The organism is Falsiroseomonas sp. E2-1-a20, from assembly GCF_051433195.1.
Classification (GTDB): domain Bacteria; phylum Pseudomonadota; class Alphaproteobacteria; order Acetobacterales; family Acetobacteraceae; genus Falsiroseomonas.
This window is the reverse complement of the sequence record NZ_JBHMFT010000030.1, coordinates 26,129-46,561: the sequence shown is the minus strand read 5'-3', so window position 1 is coordinate 46,561 and position 20,433 is coordinate 26,129. Positions and strand designations below refer to the sequence as shown.

Annotated in this window: 19 protein-coding genes; 7 read left to right on the top strand and 12 right to left on the bottom strand. The window is 73.4% G+C overall.

From position 1 onward, the window contains the following. Positions 1 to 79 precede the first annotated feature (79 nt). Positions 80 to 1,054 (bottom strand): Bug family tripartite tricarboxylate transporter substrate binding protein, encoded by a 975-nt coding sequence (locus ACFHPP_RS24625; protein ID WP_437165887.1) that lies wholly within the window; start codon positions 1,052 to 1,054, stop codon positions 80 to 82. A gap of 116 nt (positions 1,055 to 1,170) precedes the next feature. Here ACFHPP_RS24625 and ACFHPP_RS24620 point away from each other — a divergent pair, with 116 nt between their 5' ends. Further along, a complete protein-coding gene (locus tag ACFHPP_RS24620; protein WP_437165886.1) occupies positions 1,171 to 2,439 on the top strand; it encodes an Hsp70 family protein in 1,269 nt (422 codons plus the stop codon). A 169-nt stretch (positions 2,440 to 2,608) separates the two neighbouring features. Here the strand turns inward: ACFHPP_RS24620 and ACFHPP_RS24615 are convergent, their stop codons facing one another. The 4 genes from ACFHPP_RS24615 to ACFHPP_RS24600 form a co-directional block, all read right to left on the bottom strand. Continuing rightward, positions 2,609 to 3,568 (bottom strand): sensor histidine kinase, encoded by a 960-nt coding sequence (locus tag ACFHPP_RS24615; protein ID WP_437165885.1) that lies wholly within the window; start codon positions 3,566 to 3,568, stop codon positions 2,609 to 2,611. 138 nt (positions 3,569 to 3,706) lie between these two features. Then, positions 3,707 to 4,375: a cache domain-containing protein gene (locus ACFHPP_RS24610; RefSeq protein WP_437165884.1), complete on the bottom strand. Its 669-nt coding sequence runs from the start codon at positions 4,373 to 4,375 to the stop codon at positions 3,707 to 3,709. 228 nt (positions 4,376 to 4,603) lie between these two features. Further along, positions 4,604 to 5,221, bottom strand: coding sequence for a pyridoxamine 5'-phosphate oxidase family protein (locus ACFHPP_RS24605; RefSeq protein ID WP_437165883.1), 618 nt, complete (start codon positions 5,219 to 5,221; stop codon positions 4,604 to 4,606). Positions 5,222 to 5,232: 11 nt separating this feature from the next. Next, positions 5,233 to 6,852: a thiamine pyrophosphate-binding protein gene (locus tag ACFHPP_RS24600; protein WP_437165882.1), complete on the bottom strand. Its 1,620-nt coding sequence runs from the start codon at positions 6,850 to 6,852 to the stop codon at positions 5,233 to 5,235. Between the two features lie 74 nt (positions 6,853 to 6,926). On the opposite strand from ACFHPP_RS24600, the gene ACFHPP_RS24595 reads away from it, so the two are divergent. The 4 genes from ACFHPP_RS24595 to ACFHPP_RS24580 all read left to right on the top strand — a co-directional run bounded on the left by ACFHPP_RS24595 (position 6,927) and on the right by ACFHPP_RS24580 (position 12,592). Next, positions 6,927 to 7,706 (top strand): sulfite exporter TauE/SafE family protein, encoded by a 780-nt coding sequence (locus tag ACFHPP_RS24595; RefSeq protein ID WP_437165881.1) that lies wholly within the window; start codon positions 6,927 to 6,929, stop codon positions 7,704 to 7,706. Between the two features lie 229 nt (positions 7,707 to 7,935). Then, entirely contained in the window at positions 7,936 to 8,751 is an 816-nt protein-coding gene (locus ACFHPP_RS24590; RefSeq protein WP_437165880.1) for a chromate resistance protein ChrB domain-containing protein, read from the top strand. Between the two features lie 75 nt (positions 8,752 to 8,826). After that, on the top strand, positions 8,827 to 10,167 hold the full coding sequence (gene chrA, locus ACFHPP_RS24585) for a chromate efflux transporter (RefSeq protein ID WP_437165879.1): 1,341 nt from the start codon (positions 8,827 to 8,829) through the stop codon (positions 10,165 to 10,167). Positions 10,168 to 10,300: 133 nt separating this feature from the next. Beyond that, positions 10,301 to 12,592, top strand: a complete 2,292-nt coding sequence (locus ACFHPP_RS24580) for a methyl-accepting chemotaxis protein (RefSeq protein WP_437165878.1) — start codon at positions 10,301 to 10,303, stop codon at positions 12,590 to 12,592. A gap of 18 nt (positions 12,593 to 12,610) precedes the next feature. On the opposite strand, the gene ACFHPP_RS24575 is transcribed toward ACFHPP_RS24580, so the two are convergent. Genes ACFHPP_RS24575 through ACFHPP_RS24565 form a run of 3 tightly spaced genes read right to left on the bottom strand, consistent with a single transcriptional unit; the run spans position 12,611 to position 15,771 of the window. Beyond that, positions 12,611 to 13,234, bottom strand: a complete 624-nt coding sequence (locus ACFHPP_RS24575) for a histidine phosphatase family protein (RefSeq protein WP_437165877.1) — start codon at positions 13,232 to 13,234, stop codon at positions 12,611 to 12,613. A gap of 2 nt (positions 13,235 to 13,236) precedes the next feature. Beyond that, on the bottom strand, positions 13,237 to 14,604 hold the full coding sequence (locus ACFHPP_RS24570) for a caspase family protein (protein WP_437165876.1): 1,368 nt from the start codon (positions 14,602 to 14,604) through the stop codon (positions 13,237 to 13,239). Positions 14,605 to 14,652: 48 nt separating this feature from the next. Then, positions 14,653 to 15,771: a Kelch repeat-containing protein gene (locus tag ACFHPP_RS24565; protein WP_437165875.1), complete on the bottom strand. Its 1,119-nt coding sequence runs from the start codon at positions 15,769 to 15,771 to the stop codon at positions 14,653 to 14,655. 164 nt (positions 15,772 to 15,935) lie between these two features. On the opposite strand from ACFHPP_RS24565, the gene ACFHPP_RS24560 reads away from it, so the two are divergent. Beyond that, positions 15,936 to 16,283: a YMGG-like glycine zipper-containing protein gene (locus tag ACFHPP_RS24560; protein WP_437165874.1), complete on the top strand. Its 348-nt coding sequence runs from the start codon at positions 15,936 to 15,938 to the stop codon at positions 16,281 to 16,283. A 73-nt stretch (positions 16,284 to 16,356) separates the two neighbouring features. Here ACFHPP_RS24560 and ACFHPP_RS24555 read toward each other — a convergent pair whose 3' ends face one another. The 4 genes from ACFHPP_RS24555 to msrA form a co-directional block, all read right to left on the bottom strand. Next, complete coding sequence (locus tag ACFHPP_RS24555; RefSeq protein WP_437165873.1) at positions 16,357 to 17,112, bottom strand: polysaccharide deacetylase family protein; 756 nt, start codon at positions 17,110 to 17,112, stop codon at positions 16,357 to 16,359. Further along, complete coding sequence (locus tag ACFHPP_RS24550; RefSeq protein ID WP_437165872.1) at positions 17,109 to 18,209, bottom strand: beta-propeller fold lactonase family protein; 1,101 nt, start codon at positions 18,207 to 18,209, stop codon at positions 17,109 to 17,111. Before ACFHPP_RS24550 ends, ACFHPP_RS24555 begins: the two co-directional genes overlap by 4 nt. A 74-nt stretch (positions 18,210 to 18,283) precedes the next feature. Next, positions 18,284 to 18,709 carry a peptide-methionine (R)-S-oxide reductase MsrB gene (gene msrB / locus ACFHPP_RS24545; protein WP_437165871.1) on the bottom strand — a complete coding sequence of 142 codons (426 nt, stop codon included), beginning with the start codon at positions 18,707 to 18,709 and terminating at the stop codon, positions 18,284 to 18,286. Between the two features lie 12 nt (positions 18,710 to 18,721). Then, complete coding sequence (gene msrA, locus ACFHPP_RS24540; protein WP_437165870.1) at positions 18,722 to 19,267, bottom strand: peptide-methionine (S)-S-oxide reductase MsrA; 546 nt, start codon at positions 19,265 to 19,267, stop codon at positions 18,722 to 18,724. A gap of 96 nt (positions 19,268 to 19,363) precedes the next feature. Between msrA and ACFHPP_RS24535 the strand changes: the two genes are divergently transcribed. Next, positions 19,364 to 20,407, top strand: coding sequence for a serine hydrolase domain-containing protein (locus ACFHPP_RS24535; RefSeq protein ID WP_437165869.1), 1,044 nt, complete (start codon positions 19,364 to 19,366; stop codon positions 20,405 to 20,407). The last annotated feature ends 26 nt before the right edge of the window (positions 20,408 to 20,433 follow it).

Genomic DNA, 20,433 nt, shown 5'->3' with positions numbered 1-20,433 from the left:
CCCCCCCCCCCCCCCCCCCCCCCCCCCCCCCCCCCCCCCCCCCCCCCCCCCCCCCCGGCCCACCCACCCACCCACCCCTTCAGCTCGCCTGAATCCCCGCCCCCCGGATCAGCCCCTGCCAAATGGTGCTGTCCGCCGCCAGCTGCGCCGCGAACTCCGCCTCGCTCGTCGGCCGCGGCGTCAGCCCGCGCTGCGCGAACGCCGCCACCACCTCCGGCTCCGCCAGCACCGCCCGGATCGCATCGCCCAGCACCGTGCGGATCGGCGCCGGCGTCGCCTTCGGCACCACGATCCCGTCCCAGTTCAGCACCTCGTACCCGTCCAGCCCCGTCTCGATCATCGTCGGCACGCTCGGCAGCCCCTCGGCGCGCGCCGTCGTGGTCACCGCCAGCGCCCGCAGCGTCCCCGCCGCGACATGCGTCGCCACGTTGCCCAGCGGCGAGAAGGAGAAATCCTGCTCCCCCGCCAGCAGCCCCAGCATCTGCGGCCCGCCGCCGCGGTACGGCACCGCGACCGTCCGGATGCCCGCCAGGTCGTCCAGCCGGATGCCGCACAGATGCCCCGGGGACCCGACGCCGCCGGTGCCATAGACCAGCGTCTCCGGCCGCGCCTTCGCCGCCGCCACGATATCCGCCACGCTCCGGTACGGCCGCGCCGCCTGCACCACCAGCACGTTGGTCGCGTTGAACACCAGCGACAGCGGCGCCAGGTCGTCGATCGGATGGAACGGCATCTGCCGCACCAGCGCCGGGTTCACCGCTAGCGTGCCGATATTGGCCGAGACCATCGTGCTGCCATCAGGCGCCGACCGCGCCGCCGCCTCCACCGCGATGTTGCCGCCCGCCCCCGCCCGGTTCTCCACCACCACCGGCTGCCCGAGCCGTGCCGCGAGCCGCGGCTGGATGATGCGAACCGCGGCATCCGAGGCACCACCCGGCGGAAATCCGAGCAGCAGCCGCACCGGCCGATCCGGCGCCCATCCCTGCGCCCGCGCGAGGCGGGGCGCGGCCAGCGGCGCGGCGGCAAGGGCGGCAAGCAGGTGGCGGCGGTTCATGGCGGCGGCTCCCGTCGATGGATGCCGCCCGCGCAAGCAACATCCGGACCACCCCTTGCCATCCACCCGCCCCGCCGCTTCAACCCGCGCCCCTCCCCCCTCCGGTGCCCCCTCCCATGCGCCCCACCATCGGAATCGACTTCGGCACCACCAACAGCGTGGTCGCCTCCCTGCAGCCGGATGGCCAGGTCCGCGTCCTGCGCCACGCGACCGACGACGTCTTCCGCAGTGTCCTGTGCTTCTGGAATGGCGCCGAGGGCCGCGTCCGCCACGCCGCCGGACCCGCCGCCATCGAGGCCTATCTCGACGACCCGCTCGACGCCCGCCTCATCATGTCGATGAAAAGCTACCTGGCACAGCGCAGCTTCGCCGAGACCCGTATCCTCGGCCAATCCTATGCGCTGGAGCCGCTGGTGGCGCTGTTCCTCCGCGCCCTGCTCGCCCCTTTCGCCGACGACCTCGCCGGCGCCCACGTCGTCGTCGGCCGCCCGGTGCGCTTCGTCGGCGGCAGCGCCGACGAGGCCCTCGGCGAGCGCCGCCTGCGCGCCGGCTTCGCCCTCGCCGGCCACGCGGAGGTGCAGGTGGCGCTGGAGCCCGCCGCCGCCGGCCACCGCTTCGCGGCCACGCTGGACCGCCCGGCGGTGGTGCTGGTGGCCGATTTCGGCGGCGGCACCAGCGACTTCTCCCTGCTCCGCTTCGACCCTGGCCCGCCGCGCCGCGTCACCGCCCTCGGCCAGGCCGGCGTCGGCGTCGCCGGCGACGCCTTCGACTACCGCATCATCGACCGCGTGATCTCCCCCCTGCTCGGCAAGGGCGGCAGCTACCGCGTCACCGGCACCGAGCTTCCCATCCCGCCCGCCTGGTATTCCAGTTTTGCGCGGTGGCACCTGCTGTCCCTGATGCGCGCGCCCAAGACGCTTCGCGACATCGAGGCCGTTTCCCGCACCGCCGACCACCCGGAACAGCTCCGCGCCCTGGTCGCCCTGGTGAAGGACGAGGCCGGCTACGCCCTGTACCGCGCCGTCTCCACCGCCAAGGCCGCCCTGTCCGCCGCCGAGACCACGGTGCTGGATTTCCGCCACGGCGATTTCGAGGTCGCGGCCGAGATCGCCCGCGCCGATTTCGAATTCTGGATCGCCCCCGAACTCGCCCAGATCCGCACCGCCGTCGACGCCGCCCTGGCCGACGCCGCACTGGCACCCGCCCAGGTGGACCGCGTCTTCCTCACCGGCGGGTCCTCGCTGGTCCCGGCGGTGCGGCGGATTTTCGCGGAGCGATTCGGGGAGGATCGGGTCGTGGCGGGCGGGGAGTTCGTGTCAGTGGCGGAGGGACTGGCGCTGATAGGTCGTGAGGCCGAAGCCAACGTGGCTCAGGGCGCGGAATAGGGCGCCGTTCGACGCAAGGCACCGCGGCGGAGAGTGGCTGCATTGAAGGCTTTCAAACTTCCAGGACCTGCATCGAGCTCCGTCCACTCAGCTGAGGACACCTTTGGGCGGGAAGCGCCCGGTCTCGCGCCCGGAGGGCGGCGCGGCACCTGCGCTTGCCGTCTGCGGACTACGCCGCGAACGAGGCCCCCCGCGGCAGGAACACGATGCTGGCGCGCAGACCGTCCCGGGCGAAATCGAGCGTCACCCGGGACTCGGCGCCCAGATCATGCGCCAGCGCGCGTTCCAGCAACCGTGTGCCGAAACCGCGGCGCACAGGCAGGCCGGCCAGCGGCGGCCCGCCCTGTTCGCGCCATTCCACGGCGGCAACGCCGTCCGCTGGCACCCGGCAGCCGACCTCGACACGCCCGCTGGGCACCGAAAGGGCGCCGTGCTTGGTGGCGTTGGTCGCCAATTCGTGCAGCGCCATGACCAGGGCCTGCACCTGTCCCGGCGCCAGAAGCGGCAGGTCGCTTCGGCACCCCACCCTGATGCGAGCCGCCTCTCCCTCCTCCGTCCCGTCGAGCCACGGGGCGAGGCCGGCCCGCACCACCTCCTCCAGCGCTGCCCCCTCCCAGGAGAAGGTGGTCAGCAGGTCGTGCGCCCGCGCCAGCGTCTGGAGCCGGCCGACGAAGGCGGCCGTGAACTCCTCCGCGCCGGCGCCAGCGGGACCCCGTGCGGTCTGCAGCGCCAGCGACTGCACGGTCGCAAGGGCATTCTTCGCGCGGTGGTTCAACTCCGCGACGACCAGCCTGAGGCGTCGCTCGCTCTCCTGCAAGGCGAGGTTGGCCTCCTGCGCGGCGCCGGCCCGCTCGGCGAGGGAGTGCTGCGCCGCCTCGATGGATGTCCGGAGCGCCTCGATCTCCTGGATGCCCGAGCGCGGCACGGCGGCGGCGCTGCCGCCCGTCGCTCCGTTCGCCGTCACCGCCTCCGCGTGCCGCGCGAGGGCGGCGAGCGGGCGCGTGACCCGCCGCGCCAGGACCAGGGTCAGCGCGGTGCCAAGCAGCAGCGCCGCGCCGCCGCCCAGCGCGAGGCGCCAGAGCGGCGCCTGCCAGCTGGCCCGGTAGGCGGCTGCAGGGGCGGCAACCACGACGGTCCAGTTCGGCGCGGCGCGGAGGCGGTGGAAGCCAAAGACAGCGTCCTCGCCGGCGATGGACGGTCCAGCGACGAGGCCGCTGTTCCGGCCGGCAGTCTCTGCGACGAACCAGGGAGGCGTCTGCAGCCCGACCTAGGCTGCATGGTCTTGCGAGCGGGCGACGACCACGTTGGCGCTGTCCACCAGCGTGACGAACTCTTCCGCCCCTACGCCCTGCGCCCGCAACAGGTCGGCGAGGCGTTCGGGTTCGATGCGCGCAGCCAGCACGAAGCGGACGTCCCCGTCGCGCTCGACCGGAACCGCGACGCCAACCACGGGCCGGCCCGCGACAGCCCCGATGACGACGTCGCTGACGAAGGGCGCCCGCGTGACTGCCGCGGTGCGGAAATCTGCTGCCGTGGTGCCCGTGGTGGGCGTGCCCGGCGGCAGGGCGGTATTGACGCGCTGCTGCATGCTGGCGGGATCCAGCAGGATCACATTGCTGTCGAGTCGGGCCGCGATGCGGCGCGCGAAGGCTTCGAAGGAGGGTAGGTCGGGGACGGGTCCGTCGAGACTCGCTGAGGCGGCGAGCGTCTCGATCGTTGCGACGTGCTTCTCGATCGTCGCATCCAGCGCGAGCGCGAGGGCGCGCGCCGTATCCTGCAGGCGCTTCTCGGACACCAAGCGAAAGCTCTGCACCGCCTGCAGCGCGACCGCAGTCGCGAGTCCCAAGGTGGGCAGCAGGAGGATGAGGGCGAGGGTAACGAGATAGGCAGGAAGTCGAAACGGCCGCCGTGCCGCCACAGGGGCGTTCTGAGCCATCTTACACTCCCGATCCGACTGGACAGGAAGCCGTACGACGGCCCATGTCACTCCGGTTTTATTCTAAACATTCTTTCGACCGCCGCGAAAGCCCAGGAGGAAAGACGGTCAGTGGAACGGCTACTTTACGACAGCTCACGGTGATTGCGGCTGCTCCGCGCCGTCAGGACTGGACTGGAAAGGACCGCTCCGGGTCGAAGCCGGCGCTCGCCAGCCGCGACCTCCCCCTCAATACAACCCCGCCGCCAGCCGCCCCGGCGCCGCCGCGTCATACGCCTCCGCGTCGAACGCCCCCTGCATCGCCGAGGCCAGGAACTGCCCCGCCGTCGGAACCCCCGCCGGCCGCGCCGTCTCGCCCCAGATGCGCGACCGCATCAGCGCCCGCGCGCATTGGAAGAACACCTCCTCCACCGCCACAAGCAGCACCGTCGCCGGCGCCCGTCCCTGCTGCGCCATCGCCGCGCACAGCGCCGGGTCGGCGCTGATCGTGGCCCGGCCACTCACCCGCAGCGTCTCCCCCACGCCGGGGATCAGGAACAGCAGCGCCACCTGCGGATCGCCGAGGATATCCCGCAGCGCGTCCAGCCGGTTGTTCCCCCGCCGGTCCGGCAGCGCCACCTCCGTGCCCGACAGCACGGAAACGAACCCCGGCGCATCCCCCCGTGGCGTTCCGTTCACCCGCCCATCCGCCCCGCGCGTCGACAGCACGCAGAACGGGCTGCGCGCGATGAAGTCGCGGCTCGGCACATCCAGGTCCCGACGCACCTTCTGCAGGGAAGCCGGCACCGCCGCCCCATACAGCGCCTCCAGCTGCGCCAGGCTCGTCACCGCATGCGCGTCCCGCATCCCGAAATCTCCTATCGCCGCAGCGACGGCGCCGGCTGCCCGTCCAGCACCACATTCACCACGGCCGGCTTGCCGCTGTCGAAGGCGCGTTGCAGCGCCGGCGCGAGCTCCCGCGCCGCCGTGACATTCTCGCCATGCCCGCCGAGCGCCGCCGCCACCAGGTCATACCGCGTTCCCGGTGCCAGCTCGCAGCCATGCGCGCGGTTGGCGCCGTAGTCCCGCACCTGGATCTGGAACTCGGCGTTCCAGCGGCTGTCATTGCCCACCACTGCCACGAAGGGCAGCCCGTGCCGCGCCGCGGTGTCCAGCTCCGCCATGTGGAAGCCGAAGCTGCCATCGCCCATCAGCGCGAGCGTCGGCGCAGCCCGCGCCGCCCGCGCCCCGATGGCGAAGGGGATGCCCACGCCGATCGCCCCCGCCACGCCGTTCACGATGCGCGTCCCCGCCCGCACCATCGCCATGCCCCACTGCCCGATCTCGCCGCCATCACAGACGAAGGTCGCATCCCGCGCCGCCACCGCCTCGTTCACCGCATGCCCGAGCGTCGCCGACCGGATCGGCCCCTCCGGCGCACCCGCCAGCGCCGCCCACTCCGCCGGCCGCCAGGCCACCGCCTCCCGCACCCGATCCGCCCAGCCGGCCTGCGCCGCGACCGGCCGCATCACGCTGGCCAGCGCCGCCACCGCTTCCGTCGCATCCGCCACCGCCGCCAGCACCAGCCGGTCGCCGACCAGCCTTTGCGCCCGCGCCACCACCGCGCCCTCCGGCTCCAGCACGATCCAGCGGCACCCCGCCGCCACCGCCGGAGCGCGCCCGAACTTCAGCGTGAAGTCCAGCGGCTTGCCGACCAGCACGATCAGGTCGGCCTCCGCCAGCACCTCCGGAAACGCCCCGAGCGACGGGTCGGCCAGCCCGCGCGGCGACTGCATCGGCACCACCGGCAGCCCGCTCGCCGCCTCCAGCGCCGCCATCCCCAGCATGCCGGCGGGTGTACACAGCGCCGGCGGCGCCACCAGCAACGGCCGCGCCGCCGCCGCCACCGCCTGCGCCACCACCAGCGCGCTCGGCGCCCCCAGCCGCATCGGCCGCCGCATGAACGCAGCAGCTTCCGGCGCCGGCGCCTCCTCCACCTCCGCCTCCAGCACATCCGTCGGCAGGCTGAGATGCACCGGCCCCGGCCGCCCGCCGAGCGCGATGGCAAAGGCCCGCGCCACATCCGCGGCCAGCCCCTGCGGAGTCTGCGCCGCCCAGGCCGCCTTGCTCACCGGCGCCGCCATCGCCGCCTGCGGCAGTTCCTGGAACGCGCCATTGCCGAGATCCGCCAGCGGCGCATGCCCCGACAGCAGCAGCACCGGCACTTCCCCGGCGAGTGCGGAGCACAGCGCCGCCGTGGCGTTCGCATGCCCCTGCCCGCCGGTCACCATGGTGACGCCCACCTGGCCGGTCAGCCGCGCCCAGGCATCCGCCATGTGCACCGCCGCCGCCTCGTGCCGCGTGTGCACCAGCTCGATGCCGGAGCCCACCAGCGCGTCGAACACCTCCATGATGTGGTTGCCCGACAGGGTGAAGATGCGTGTCACCCCCGCCGCCCGCAGCCCCTGCACCAGAACATCCGCGCCGCGCCGTGCCATGCCTCGTCCACTCCCGTTTGCTTGGCCCGGACAGGACCATGCAGCCGGCGTCGAGACAAGACACGGACGCCGGCATGGGGGGCTTCCCCGGAACTGCCCGCCGGGCTTCCCTGGCCGGCATGATCCCCCCGGAATACGTCGTCCTGCTGGCCGGCTGCTTCGTCGCCGCCTTTGCCTCCGGCATGGCCGGCTTCGCCTTCAACCTGATCGCGGCCGGCATCCTGTTCCACTGGCTGCCGCCGCAGCAGACGGCGCCGGTGCTGGTGGTCGGTTCGCTGCTGATCCAGCTCGGCACACTCGGCGCGGTGTGGCCGGCGATGCGTTGGCAGGTGCTGCGCCCCTACATCCTGGGCGGCCTGCTTGGCATCCCGGTCGGCGTCGTGGTGCTGGCCTGGTCGGAGCCCGGCGCCATCTCCGCCGGCGTCGGCCTGCTGCTGGTGGCCTATGCCAGCTGGTCGCTCACCGCCATGGCCCTGAGGCGCAGCCTGCCCGCGCTGCGCGCCGGCCCCGGCGCCGATGCCGGCATCGGCTTCGCCAGCGGCATCCTCGGTGGCATCGGTGGCTTTCCCGGCGCGCTGCCCACCATCTGGGCAGACCTCAAGGGCCTCCGCCCGGACGAGGCCCGCGCCATCTTCCAGCCCTTCATCGTGGTGATGCAGGCCGCCGCCGCCCTCGGCCTGCTGGCCGGTGGCTTCTTCGACCGCGACAGCGCGCGGATGCTGCTGGTCTCCCTGCCCGCGCTGCTGCTCGGCGCCTGGCTCGGCGTGAAGGCCTATCGCCGCATCTCCGCCAGGGGCTTCCGGCTGGTCCTGCTCACCCTGCTGCTGCTATCCGGCATTTCCCTGCTGTTCTGAGGCATCGCCATGCACCTCCTCCTGCTCCTCCTGCTCCTCGCCGCCCCCGCCGCGGCGCAACCCGCCCCACCACCCCCGGCGGAGGACTGCGGCTGCGGCGTCCCCACCTCCCCCCGCGGCCCACGCTGAGCTTGCAATTCCGCGCCGCGCCGCCACCTCGCCAGTCGCGGGCCTGCACCCGCCGTGGTACGCCGCCCCGGGCACCGCGCCTGATCGGACCACCAGGCACATGCCCTCCCCCTTCGTGCTCACCCCGCAGCAGCTCTCCCGCCTGATCGGCCTGCCCGACGGCCCCGTGCTGGTCGATGTCCGGGACCCTGGCGACCGGGCCGAGGACCCGCGCCTGCTGCCCGCCAGCCAGGTGCTGGACCACCAGGATGTCGCTGCCTGGGCGCCCGCCTTCCGCGACCGCGACGTCATCGTCATCTGCCAGAAGGGCCTGAAGCTGTCGGAGGGCGTAGCCGCCTGGCTGCGCCACGAAGGCTCCGTGGCGCAGGTGCTGGAAGGCGGCTTCGCCGCCTGGCGCGCCGCCCGCATGCCGCTGCTGGAACCCGCCGCCATCCCGCCGCGGGACCCCCAGGGCCGCACCGTCTGGGTCACCCGCGCCCGCCCCAAGGTGGACCGCATCGCCTGCCCCTGGCTGATCCGCCGCTTCGTCGACCCCTCCGCCATGTTCCTGTTCGTCGCCGCCTCCCAGGTCGAACTCGTCGCCGAACGCTTCAACGCCACCCCCTTCGACATCGAGGGCGTGTTCTGGACCCATCGCGGCGATGGCTGCACCTTCGACACGATGCTGGAGGAATTCGGCCTCCGCACGCCCACGCTCGAACGCCTGGCGATGATCATCCGCGGCGCCGAGACCTCCCGCGCCGACCTCGCCCCGCAATCCGCCGGCCTGCTCGCCGCCTCGCTTGGCCTGTCCCGCCTGCACCGCGACGACCTCGCCCAGCTCGAAGCCGGCCTCGCGCTGTACGACGCCTTCCACCTCTGGTGCCGCGACGCGACCGAGGAAGTCCACGACTGGCCCAACCAGGGCTACGCCTGAGCCAGGGGGTTTCCCCTCCCGCTCCCCGATGCCATCAAGGACCTTGAACAGGGCCGGCAGGATTCGGGAACCAGCATGGACGACCGGCCAACCACCCCCTTCCCCACACCCTTCCCCCCCCTGGGCGAGGCGTTCCGCGTCTGGCTCCGCATCGGCCTGCTGTCCTTCGGCGGCCCCGCAGCCCAGATCGCGCTGATGCACCGGGAGGTGGTCGAACAGCACCGCTGGGTCTCCGACGCCCGTTTCCTGCACGCGCTGAACTTCTGTATGCTGCTGCCGGGGCCGGAGGCGCAGCAGCTGGCCACCTATCTCGGCTGGCTGATGCATGGCGTGCGCGGCGGGCTGATGGCCGGCCTGCTGTTCATCCTGCCCGGCGCCGCCGTGATGCTGGCGCTGTCCATGCTCTACGTCACGCTCGGCACCGTGCCGCTGGTCGCCGCGCTGTTCTTCGGCCTGAAATGCGCCGTGCTGGTGGTGGTGGTGGAAGCCCTGCTGCGCGTCGCCAAGCGCGCCCTGCACGGCGCCGTGTCCTGGGCGCTGGCCGCGGCCGCCTTCCTCGCCCTGTATGCCTTCGACCTGCGCTTCCCCGTCGTCGTGCTCACCGCCGCCCTCATCGGCTACGCCCTGCCGCAGCACTTCACCGGCGGCGGCCATGGCGCCGCGAAGGACGGCCCGCCCGCGCTTCTGGACGCGCTGATCGCGCAGGACCCGGAGCGCATTCCCCGCATGGCCCGCATGGCCCGCCGCGCCGGCCTCGTCGCGCTGGTGCTCTGGGCCTGGCCGGTGGCGCTGCTCGCCGGCACCGTGCCCTGGGGCGACATCGCCTGGTTCTTCTCCGTCATGGCCGTCGTCACCTTCGGCGGCGCCTATGCCGTGCTCGCCTATGTCGCGCAGCAGGCGGTCGAGACCTATGGCTGGCTGACGGCGGCCGACATGCTGGCCGGCCTCGGCCTCGCCGAGACCACCCCGGGTCCGCTGATCCTGGTGCTGCAATTCGTGGGCTTCCTCGCCGGCTCCGCCCAGGGGCTCTGGGCCGGGGTGCTGGCCTCCCTGCTGGCGCTCTGGGTCACCTTCGCCCCCTGCTTCGCCTGGATCTTCCTCGGCGCCCCCTTCGTGGAGCGTCTGCACGCCGAACCCCGGCTCAAGGCGGCCCTGGCCGGCGTCACCGCCGCCGTGGTCGGCGTCATCGCCAACCTCGCCTTGTGGTTCGCCCTGCGCGTCCTGTTCGCCCGCGTCGAGACCACCAACCTCGGCCCGCTCCGCCTCGACCTGCCGGTGGCCGAGACCCTGCAACCGGACGCCATGCTGCTCAGCATGCTCGCCGCCGCCTGCCTGTTCGCGGCGAAACTCGGCCTGCTCCGCACCCTCGCCGTCACGGCCCTCGCCGGCTTCCTGATGCGCGCGCTGCTGGGATAGAGCGTGATCGCCGCAGGCTGGAACGGCCGGAGGCGTGAACCACGCGAACAGACAAAGGGCTGGCGTCCGGCTTAAACACTATGACAATCAGTCCACACTAGGCTGCGGCCCTCAACCTCCGAGGGTCGAGACCATGCCACTGCCTACGCCCCGCCTCCTGCCGGGGCTGAAGCCGCGCCTGATCCTGCTGGCCCTCATGCCGGCCGTTCTCGCGGTGACCCTGGTCGCCGGCAGCGGCATCATGGATGCCCTGCAGCGGGAAGCGGCGCGCGCGGAACAGGCGCTGGATCGCGCCGAGCGACAGGCGGCGCTGCGCCTCGCCGGCCAGGAAAACCGCATGCTCGGCCATGCCAGCACCATCGCCCAACGCAGCGACCTGGCCGCCGCGGTGCGCACCGGCGACGCCGCGGCCTTGCAGGCCCTGCTGGTGCCGTCGCTGGCCGCGCTGCGCGCGGTGGACCCGGTCGTGGACGTGCTGGAAGTCACCGATCAGCAGGGCCGCATCCTGATGCGCGGCCACAATCCCGGGCAGGCGGGCGATGACAAATCCGGGCTCGCCGACGTCGCGCGCGCCCTCCAGGGCTCGGCCTTGTCCGGCCTCACCCTCTCGCCCGGCAGCGGCCACCTGGCGATGGGCGCCGTGGTCCCGCTCCGCCAGGGCGGCCCCGACACAGCCGTGGTCGGCACCCTGCGCGTCGCCAGCCGCATCGGCCCCCCGGCCGCCACCGAACTCGCCCAGGTCGCGAACACGGATGTGCTGCTGTTCAGCGGCGACCGGCTGACCGGCGCCACCCTGCCGAACCTCGCCGCCGGCGATCTCGCGCCGCTGCTGGCACCGACCCCACCAAGCCTCGCGACCCTCGGCCCCCATGGCCGGTTCAACCTGCGCACCATCCCGCTGACAGGTCTGGACCGGCAGCCGGCCGGCCGCGTGGTGGTGGCGGACAACACCGCGGCGGCGGCGGCGGCGCAGCGGGCGCAACTGCTCCGGGATCTCGGCATCGGCGCCCTGGTGCTGCTGCTGACCGTGCCGCTCGTTCTCTTCGCCGCCCGCTCCCTCGCCGTGCCGCTGGCCGGCCTGGCGGAGGCGATGCGGCGGATGTCGGGCGGCGACCTGCTCGTGGCGGTACCCGGCCAGGGCCGCACCGACGAGATCGGCGCCATGGCCGCGGCGCTCGAGGTGTTCCGTGCCCATGCCGAACAGACGCGGCAACTGGAAAGCGCCGCCGCCGCCGAACGGACGCGGCGCGAACATCAGGCGAAGGAGATGGAACGCCAGACCCGCGATTTCGGCGGCGCGCTGTCCGGCGTCATGCGCGGCCTGTCCGCGGCAGCGAACCGCATGGGCGTCGCCTCCCGCGACATGGCCGCGACCGCGGAACAGACCGAACAGCGGGCGCGGCAGACCGCGGCGCATGCCGATTCCTCGGTCACCGACCTCGGCTCGGTCGCCGCGGCGGTGGAGGAACTCACCGCCAGCGTCGGCGAGATCGCGCGCCAGGCCGGCGGCGCCGCCAGCGCCGCGCACAGCCTGGCCGGCCGGGCGGAACGCGCCGACGCCACCATGGTGAAGCTGGCCGAGGCCGCCGCCACCATCAGCGACGTCGCCCGCCTGATCGGCGACATCGCCGGCCAGACCAACCTCCTGGCGCTCAACGCGACCATCGAGGCCGCCCGCGCCGGCGAAGCCGGCAAGGGCTTCGCCGTGGTGGCGAACGAGGTGAAGGCCCTGGCGGCGCAGACCGCCAAGGCCACCGGCGAGATCAGCGGCCAGATCCAGGCGATCCAGGCCGCCGCCGGCGAGGCGGTGGACACGGTGCGCGGCATGGCGAACGAGGTGCAGGACATGGGCGCCACAGCCGCCGCCATCGCCGCCGCCGTCGAACAGCAGGGCGCCGCGACGCGCGACATCGCCGGCAACGTCAGCACGGTGCTCGACACCTCCCGCCGCACCGTCGCCGCGATGGAGGAAGCCGCCGCCGCGGCCCGCCAGGCGCGGGAGTCCAGCACCTCGGTCCAGGACGCCGCCAACGAGGTCAGCGCCGAAACCGCGACGCTGGACGCGGAGGTCGACGCTTTCATGGCGGCGCTGCGCGACACCACCGGCGACCGCCGCCAGTACGAACGGGTGCCGGGCGACGGCCGCCGCCTGCGCCTGCACCCGCCCGGCGGCCAGCCCTTCGCCGGCCAGTTGCGCGACGTCTCGCTCGGTGGCGTCGCCCTGGAAGCCGAGGGATCCATGCCGCCGGGCCTGCGGAGCGGCCTCGGCCTGCAACTGGAACTGCAGGCGGGCGTCATCGTCGAGGCTCGCATCGCGCGGTTGGACTGGCCGACCCTCGGCCTGGTGGTGCGGCAGGAGGCGGCGAATACCCGCCACCTGCAGCACCTGCTGGACCAGCTCGCCACCCGCAAGGCCGCCGCGTGACCCCACCCGCCCGCCGCGTCAGCCGGCGGGGCCCAGCGCCTCGGCCGCCAGGATACCGAGCAGCCGCCCGGCCCGCGCGCCGGGCGCGAACACCGCCAGCGCGCCCTCCGGGTATTCGGCCTGCGCCAGCCCGCGCCCGAGCACCATCCCCATCGGCACGATGTGCCCCACCAGCACATCCGTGCGCCCCGGCGCGGAGGGCCGGCCGCTGCGTTCCCGCAGCCAGGCGATGTTGGCCGCCAGCATCGCGGGGTCCGGCGTGTAGTCATCCGCCGTCAACCGCGGCTCCACCACCGCCCGCGCGCCGAAGGCCAGCTCCGCCGTATCCCGCGCCCGGAACACCGGGCTGGCCAGCACCTCCCCCAGCGGCACGCCCAGCGCCGCCATCGCCCGGCCAAGCGCCCGCGCCTGCGCCCGTCCCGCATCGCTCAGGTTGCGCTGCGCCGCCCGGTCCGACAGGTCGCCCCGGTCCACCTGCCTCCGATCCGTGATGGCATGCCGCAACACCACCACCACGCCACCCTCCCGCAGCGCCCGGATCAGCGCCGCCGCCTCCGCGCCCTGTGCCGTCGCCGCCTCGGCCTGCCCAGCCCCGAGCCCCGCCAGCGCCAGGCCGGCCAGCCCGCGCCGCGTCCACCCCACGCTCAACCGCCGCCCACAACCGCGACCGCGCTGTAGGGATTGATCCGGGTCGTGCCGCGAACCAGCCGCACCTCCCGACGCAGCCAGATTCCCGTCGCCAGATCCCACCACAGCGTCTCCACCCGGTAATGCCGGTTCGTGAACATGCCATCGACGGCCCGGCTGAACACCAGCGCCGCATGCGGCCGCCCGGCCACCGGCACCGCCTCCTCCCGCAGCAGGCGCCAGCTTTCCTGCCACATCCCGTCGCTGGCCGCGACGGTCAGCCGCGCCTCCCGCCCCGTCGCCGCCGGCCAGAACGGCGCCAGCGCCTCCCGGAAGGCTGCCTCATGCGGCGAAGGCAGGGTCAGGAAGTTCAGCAGCCGCCGCTCCACGCCACCGCGCACCCCGACCAGGCAGACCAGGGGGTCCGCCGGATCGGCGCCCCGGAACCCCAGCGCCGTGCCATCGTCGTAGCGCACCTGCGCGCCCGCCGAAGGGCAGCGAAAGCCCCTTGGCGACGACGGCCCGACTGGCCCCGGCACCGCCGGCCGCACCACCCCCGCCATCCCGGCAGGTGCCTCGGCCGGCGCCTCGGCGGGCGGCGGCGCCTGGACCAGCGGCCGCCCCGGCGCCGCGGCGCGCAGCACCACCGGCTCCAGCAGGCTGCTGTTCTCCCACGGCGTCTGCCGCCCCGCGGTTGCCTGCCGCACCTCGCTCCGCACCCGCCGCAGCGTGATCTGCAGGTCGACGCCCGGCTGCTCGATATGGCGCAGCAGCGCCGCGGTGAAGGGGCTGTTCCCCGTGCGCCCATCCTCCGCCACCGCCCCTGGCGAGGTGGAAAACGCGATCAGCGTGCCGACATCCTGCGCCTGCACCGGCGCCAGCCCGCGCCCCAGGCTGCGCGTGCCGCCCAGCCCGCGCATCTGCACCGCCAGCGGATTGTCCCGGCAGGCATCGAGGATGACGATCCGCGTCCGCGCCCGGTCCATCTGCCGCAGCACGGTATCCAGCCCGACCAGCTCGAACGCCACCTCCCGCGCATCCGCCAGCCGCGCATCCGTCGGCACCAGCCAGTTCTCGCCGCCGAGTTGCAGCCCGTGCCCGGCGAAGAACAGCAGCGCGATATCCGCCCCCTCCGCCGCGCGCCCGAAGCGGCCGAGCGCCTGTTCCAGCCGCGCCCGCGTCGCATCCGTCACCAGGTCGACGCTGAAGCCGAGCCGCCGCAGCGCCGCCGCCATCCCGCTCGCGTCGTGCGCCGGGTTCTCCAGCCGCGCCGCCGCGGCATAGCTGCCATTGCCCACCACCAGCGCCACCCGCTGCGCCAGCGCCGGCTGGACCGCGCCGAGGACCATCGCCAGCACCAGCACGGCCAGAACCCTTCGCCCCATCGCCCTGCTCCCGCCTTTTTCCGGCGAGGCTACAGGCGAGGCACCCGCTCAGCCCAAGGTAAACGCCTCATGTACCGCCGTCTTGATGCCGCCCCCCACCACCGGGCCGCCGCCGGCCACGTAGATGAAGTCGCCGATCGTCACCGCCCCCATGCCATGCCGCGGCGTCGGCATCGGCGCATGGTGCTGCCAGGTGTCGCCCACGGGGTCGTAGCTCTCCATCTGGCCATGCACCTTGCCGGTCAGCGTGCGGCCCTCGAACCAGCCGGATTCCCCGCCCATGGCGAAGAACCGCCCGCGATACAGCACCAGCCCGTGGCCTGACCGCGGCGTGGGCAGCGGCGCACGCTCCACCCAGGTGTCCTGCGCCGGCAGGTACACGTGGTGCAGGCCGGTGTTGTATTCGAAGGTGTTGAAGCGCCCGCCGATGATGTGGATGACCCCGTTGTGCGCCAGCACGCCCGCATGGTCGCGCGCGCCCGGCAGCGCCTTGCGCATCTCCCATGTGTCGGCCTGCGGATCGTACACCTCGTGCCACCCCACCGAGGCGCGCTCCCGCTCCGGCTCCGACGCGCCGCCGATGTGGTGGATCCTGCCGTCGATCACCGCCAGCGCGCCCGCCCCGCGCGGCCGCGGCATCGGCGCCAGCCGCTCCCAGCGGTCGCCGGCCACGTCATAGGCGAAGGCCAGCGTATCCGCCCCGCGGTTCTGGTTGCTGAACCCGCCGAAGGCGTACACGCGCCCCGCCGCCGCCACCACGCCCACATGATTCGCCCCACGCGGCAGCCGCGCCGCCTCCCGCCAGCTGTCGGATGTCGGGTCATAGATGTGGTGCCAGGTGTTGTTCACCTGCTGCTCGGCATAGCCGCCGACGACATGCAGCCTGCCGTCCCACTCCGCCGCCCAGGCCATCTCCGTGCGCGGCAGCGGCAGCGGCGCCCGCTGCACCCAGCGCCCGGGCGCGCCCGCCGGGGCCGGGCTGTCCACGAAGCGCTGCGCGTACTGCGCCGGCGTCAACTGCACCGGCCCGCTGCCGCGCAGCGGCGCCATCCGGTCCTGCGGGATCGCCAGCCCATGATGCGGCGCCGGCGCCGCCGGCTGCGCCCGCGCCGCCCCGGCCCCACCCAGCAATGCCATGGCACCGCCCAGCATCATCCTGCGATCCATCCCGACCTCCATCCCGCGTCGGGCGAAGCATAATCAGGTCCATGGCCGCGCGAAGCCCAATTCCAGCCCGGGATTTCGATGCCATCCTGCATCAATCCGACGAACCCCCGGCGGTGGGCGGCGTTGATTCCATCGAGACGACCCGACCCCAGGAGACACCGCCCATGATCCGCGCCACCCGAATGGCCGCCCTCGCCGCCCCGCTGGCCCTGCTCGCCGCCTGCTCCGACCCGAACGACCGCAACCAGCGCGCGCTGGCCGGCGGCGCGCTCGGCGCCGGCGCCGGCGCCCTGGTCGGCTCCGTCACCGGCAGTGCCGGCCGCGGCGCGCTGATCGGCGGCGCCCTCGGCGCCGTCGGCGGCGCCCTCACCCCGGCCCCGGCGCCCGAGCGCATCCCGCCCGACCCCTACGTCGCCGCCCCGGTCGATCCCGCCTATGGCGGCTGGTACGACCAGTACGGCCGCTGGCACCAGGGCCCGCCCCCCGCTGGCTACCGCCCCAACTACCGCTGACCCTCAAAGCCCTCTCCCCCCAAGGGGGGGAGAGGGTTGGGTGAGGGGGGGCCGTGGAAGTAAACAGGCCCCCTCACGCCACCCCCCGCGCCGGCAGCGCCTCGAAGCACAACCCCCGCGCCAGCAGCCCCGTCACCAGCTCCTCGAAGATCCCGGCGAACGGCTCCCGCCGGCTGCGCACGCCCCAATGCATCACCAGCACCTCCCCCGGCGCGATATTCGCCAGGTTGCGCCGCAGCAGCGCCGCGTTCGGATGCGCCCCGCTGTCCAGCTCATCCCCGAGGAAGCCGTTCCGCGTCCAGCCCTGGTGCCGCAGCCCGCAGGCCGCCGCCAGCGCCACCGCATTGCGCGTGGTGATCCCGCCCGGCGCCCGCCACAGCGGCAGCACCCGTGCCTCGGGGGAAAACCGCCGCAGCGCATCCACCGGCCGCTGCAACTCCGCGCACATCCCCGCCTGGTCCAGCACCACCTGTCCCTGCCCGCGCCGCGACCGGAAGGTGGTCCGCCCCGGCCCCGGATCGCCGGCAAAATACCAGTGCCGCCAGGTATGCGAGGCGAAGCTGTGCCCCTCCGCCACCCGCGCCCGCCAGAACGGCGCCCAGCTGTCGGACAGGCTGGTGTCGCCACGGAAGGTCGGCTCATCCGCGATGAACAGCGTTGCCGTCACCGCATGGCGCCGCAGCACCGCCGCGATCGCCTCCGCCTCCCGGCTCCAGCCGGTATCGATCGTCAGGTACACCGGCCCGCGGCACCCAGGCGGTGCCACCTGCGCCAAAGCCGGGCTGGCCAGCAGCCCAGCCCCCGCCGCCAGCAGCCCCCGCCGCCTCACGGCGCGCGCCGCAGCGCCGCCGGCAGCACCGGCCTGGGCGGAATCGGCGCCGGCACCAGCCCCGCCGGCACCGGCGGCGCCGCGGCCGGCCGCCCCGGCATCGGCGCGAACAGCGGCCGCGTGCCCGACATCGCCCCCATCCCCGCCAGCGCGAAATCGGCGCCCTGCGCCAGGGATTTGAAGAAGATGCCATGCGGCGAACGCCCGACCCGCGCCGTCTCCCAGGTCTCCCCCGCCGGGTCGAGCACGGCAATGCTGCGGCTCCAGCGCAGCGTCATCCAGACGCGGCCCTGCGGGTCGAAGCTCAGGCAATCCGGCCCGCCCGGGATGTTCCACACCCGGCGCACCGCCAGCGTCTCCGGGTCGATCTCCGCCACCCGGCTGTCCACCCGGCTGGTGGCGTACAGCGCCCGCCCGTTCGGCGCCGGGTAGATGGTGTGCGCCCCGCGCCCGAGCGTGAAGGCCGGCTTCACCTCCCGCGTCGCCGGGTCCAGCGTCACGAAATGCGTGCTGCCCATGATGCCCATGATCAGCCGGCCGCGATGCCAGATGATCCCCGCCGGCTCCGGCCCCACCGGCTGCACCCAGGCCTGCGTCATGTCCGTCAGGTCGAAGGCCGCGACGGCCCCGTCGCCCTGGATCGTCACATAGACCATCCGGCTGTCCGGGCTGAACGCCACATGGCTCGGCTTATCGCCCGGCCGGAAGCGCTGCACCAGCTCCAGCGTCCGCGCATCCAGCACGTCCACCTGGCCACGGCGCAGGCTCGCGATCACCAGGAAGCGGCCATCCGGGCTGAATTCCAGGTGGTAGGGGTTCGAGATCGCCGCCCGGCGCTGCACCTCGCCGGTCGCCGGGTCCAGGAACAGCACCTCGTTCCCGCCCGAATCCGCCACCACCAGCTGCGATCCATCCGGCGTCAGCACCAGGTGATGCGGCTCCCGCAGCACCGGGATGCGCAGCTTCTCCGCCCGCGTCGCCGCATCGAGCACCGAGATCGACGCATCCGCCGAATTCAGCACATAGACCAGGTCCGCCCGCACCGGCGCGGCCCCGCACAGCAGCGCGACAAGAACGGGAAGGCAGCGCCAGGCCAAGGGGGAATATCCGGCTAAGGGATGGTCCCGCAAATTCGCCGCTGGACCTGCGAAAGTCCAGCGACCCGCCGGCATCATTCGGCCGGCTGGAACACCATCGCGACACCGTTCATGCAGTACCGCTCCCCGGTGGGCGCCGGCCCATCCGGGAACACGTGCCCGAGGTGCCCGCCGCACTGCGCGCAATGCACCTCCGTCCGCGTCATGAAGAAGCTGCGGTCGGTGGTGGTGGCGATGCCGCCGGGCAGCGGCTTGAAGAAGCTCGGCCAGCCGGTGCCACTTTCGAACTTCGTGGCATTGTCGAACAGCTCATGCCCGCAGGCGGCGCAGGCGAAGGTGCCCGGCCGCTTCTCGGTCAGCAGCCGGCTCGTCCCCGGCCGCTCCGTGCCATGCTGGCGCAGCACCTTGAAGGCCTCCGGCGAAAGCTCGGCCCGCCACTCCGCCTCCGACTTCTGCACCGGGTAGGTGTCGGCGGGCTTGTCCTTGCTGAACAGCGACATCTCTCTTGCTCCTCAGGCTGCCTGTGCCTTCAGGCGGGCGGCGAACTGCTTGCGGAACTTGGCGACCTTCGGCGCCACCACCACGCGGCAATAGCCCGACCACGGGTTGCGCGCGAAGTAGTCCTGGTGCTCGGCCTCGCCCGGCCAGTACTCGGTCGCCGGCACCAGCTCCGTCACCAGCCGGCCGCCCCAGATGCCGGCGGCCTCGATCTCCGCCATCACCGCCTTGGCGGTCTCCGCCTGCTCGGGCGAATGCGTCATGATGATGCTGCGATACTGCGGCCCCACATCGTTGCCCTGGCGGTCCTTGGTCGTCGGGTCGTGCAGCGTGAAGAACATCCGCAGCAGGTCGGCGTAGCTCAGCACCTCCGGGTCGAAGTCGACGCGCACCACCTCGGCATGCCCGGTCTGCTTGCCGCAGACCTGCTCATAGGTCGGGTTCGGCACATGCCCGCCGGCATAGCCGCTTTCCACCCGCGTCACGCCGTGGACGTGCCGCAGCGCGCCCTCGATGCACCAGAAGCAGCCGCCACCCAGCGTCGCGGTCTCGGTCGTCATGGTCGTGTCTCTCCGGCTTTGGGACGGTATGTGGGGGCTTCGCCGGCCAAATGGAGGGGGTTCCGCTGCGCCGCCGGCACGGGCACCCTGCACCGCATGACCCAGACCGACCCCCGCCTCGCCGACTCCGTCGCCTATGCCGAGGCCCATGAATCCCCCTTCCCGCGCGACCTGCTGGCGCATCTCGAATCCGGCCATTTCGACCCGCCGCCGCACAACGCCGTGCTCGGCCCGGTCTTCCCGCGCGGCGCCCCCAACGGCCTGGTCCTGCATCGCGGCCAGCGCGTCGCCGCATGGGGCGACACGCGCCAGGCGGACATGACCTTCAGCGCCGCCAAATCCTACCTCTCCCTCCTCGCCGGCATTGCCCATGCCGATGGCCTGCTGCCCGACCTGGACGAGCCGGTCCGCGCCCGCGTGCGCGACGGCGGCTTCGAATCCGACCAGAACAGCGAGATCACCTGGCGCCACCTGCTGACCAACACCTCCGAATGGGAGGGCGAGTTGTTCGGCAAGTCCGACCGCATCGACCGCGGTCGCGACCTGGCGCGGGAGGCCGCCGCGCGGAAGGGCATGGACCGCCCCCTCGCCCGCCCCGGCACCTACTGGGAATACAACGACGTCCGCGTGAACCGCCTGTCGCTGTCCCTGCTGCACCTGTTCCGCCGCCCGCTGCCGGAGGTGTTCGCGGAGCGCATCCTGGACCCGATCGGCGGCAGCCGCGACTGGGTCTGGTATCCCTACGACAATGCCTGGGTCGAGATCGACGGCCGCCGCCTGCCCTCCGTCCCCGGTGGCACCCATTGGGGCGCCGGCCTGCGCATCCACGCCGAGGACCAGGCCCGCATCGGCCAGCTCGTCCTGCAGAACGGCGCTTGGGAGGGAAGGCAGGTCGTCCCCGCCGAGTGGATCCGCCAATCCCTCGCCCCCTGCCCGCTCAACCCCTCCTACGGCTTCCTCTGGTGGCTGAACGGCGCCAACCGCTGGCCCGGCGCCCCGGCTGATTCCGTCTTCGCCATGGGCGCCGGCGGCAACGTCACCTGGATCTGGCCCGCCGGCCAGGTCGTCGCCGTGCTGCGCTGGGTGGACCCGGAAGCGGTCGGACCCTTCTGCGCCAAGGTGGCGGCGGCGCTGGGCTGAGGCCAACCCCCACCGGCGCGCCGCCC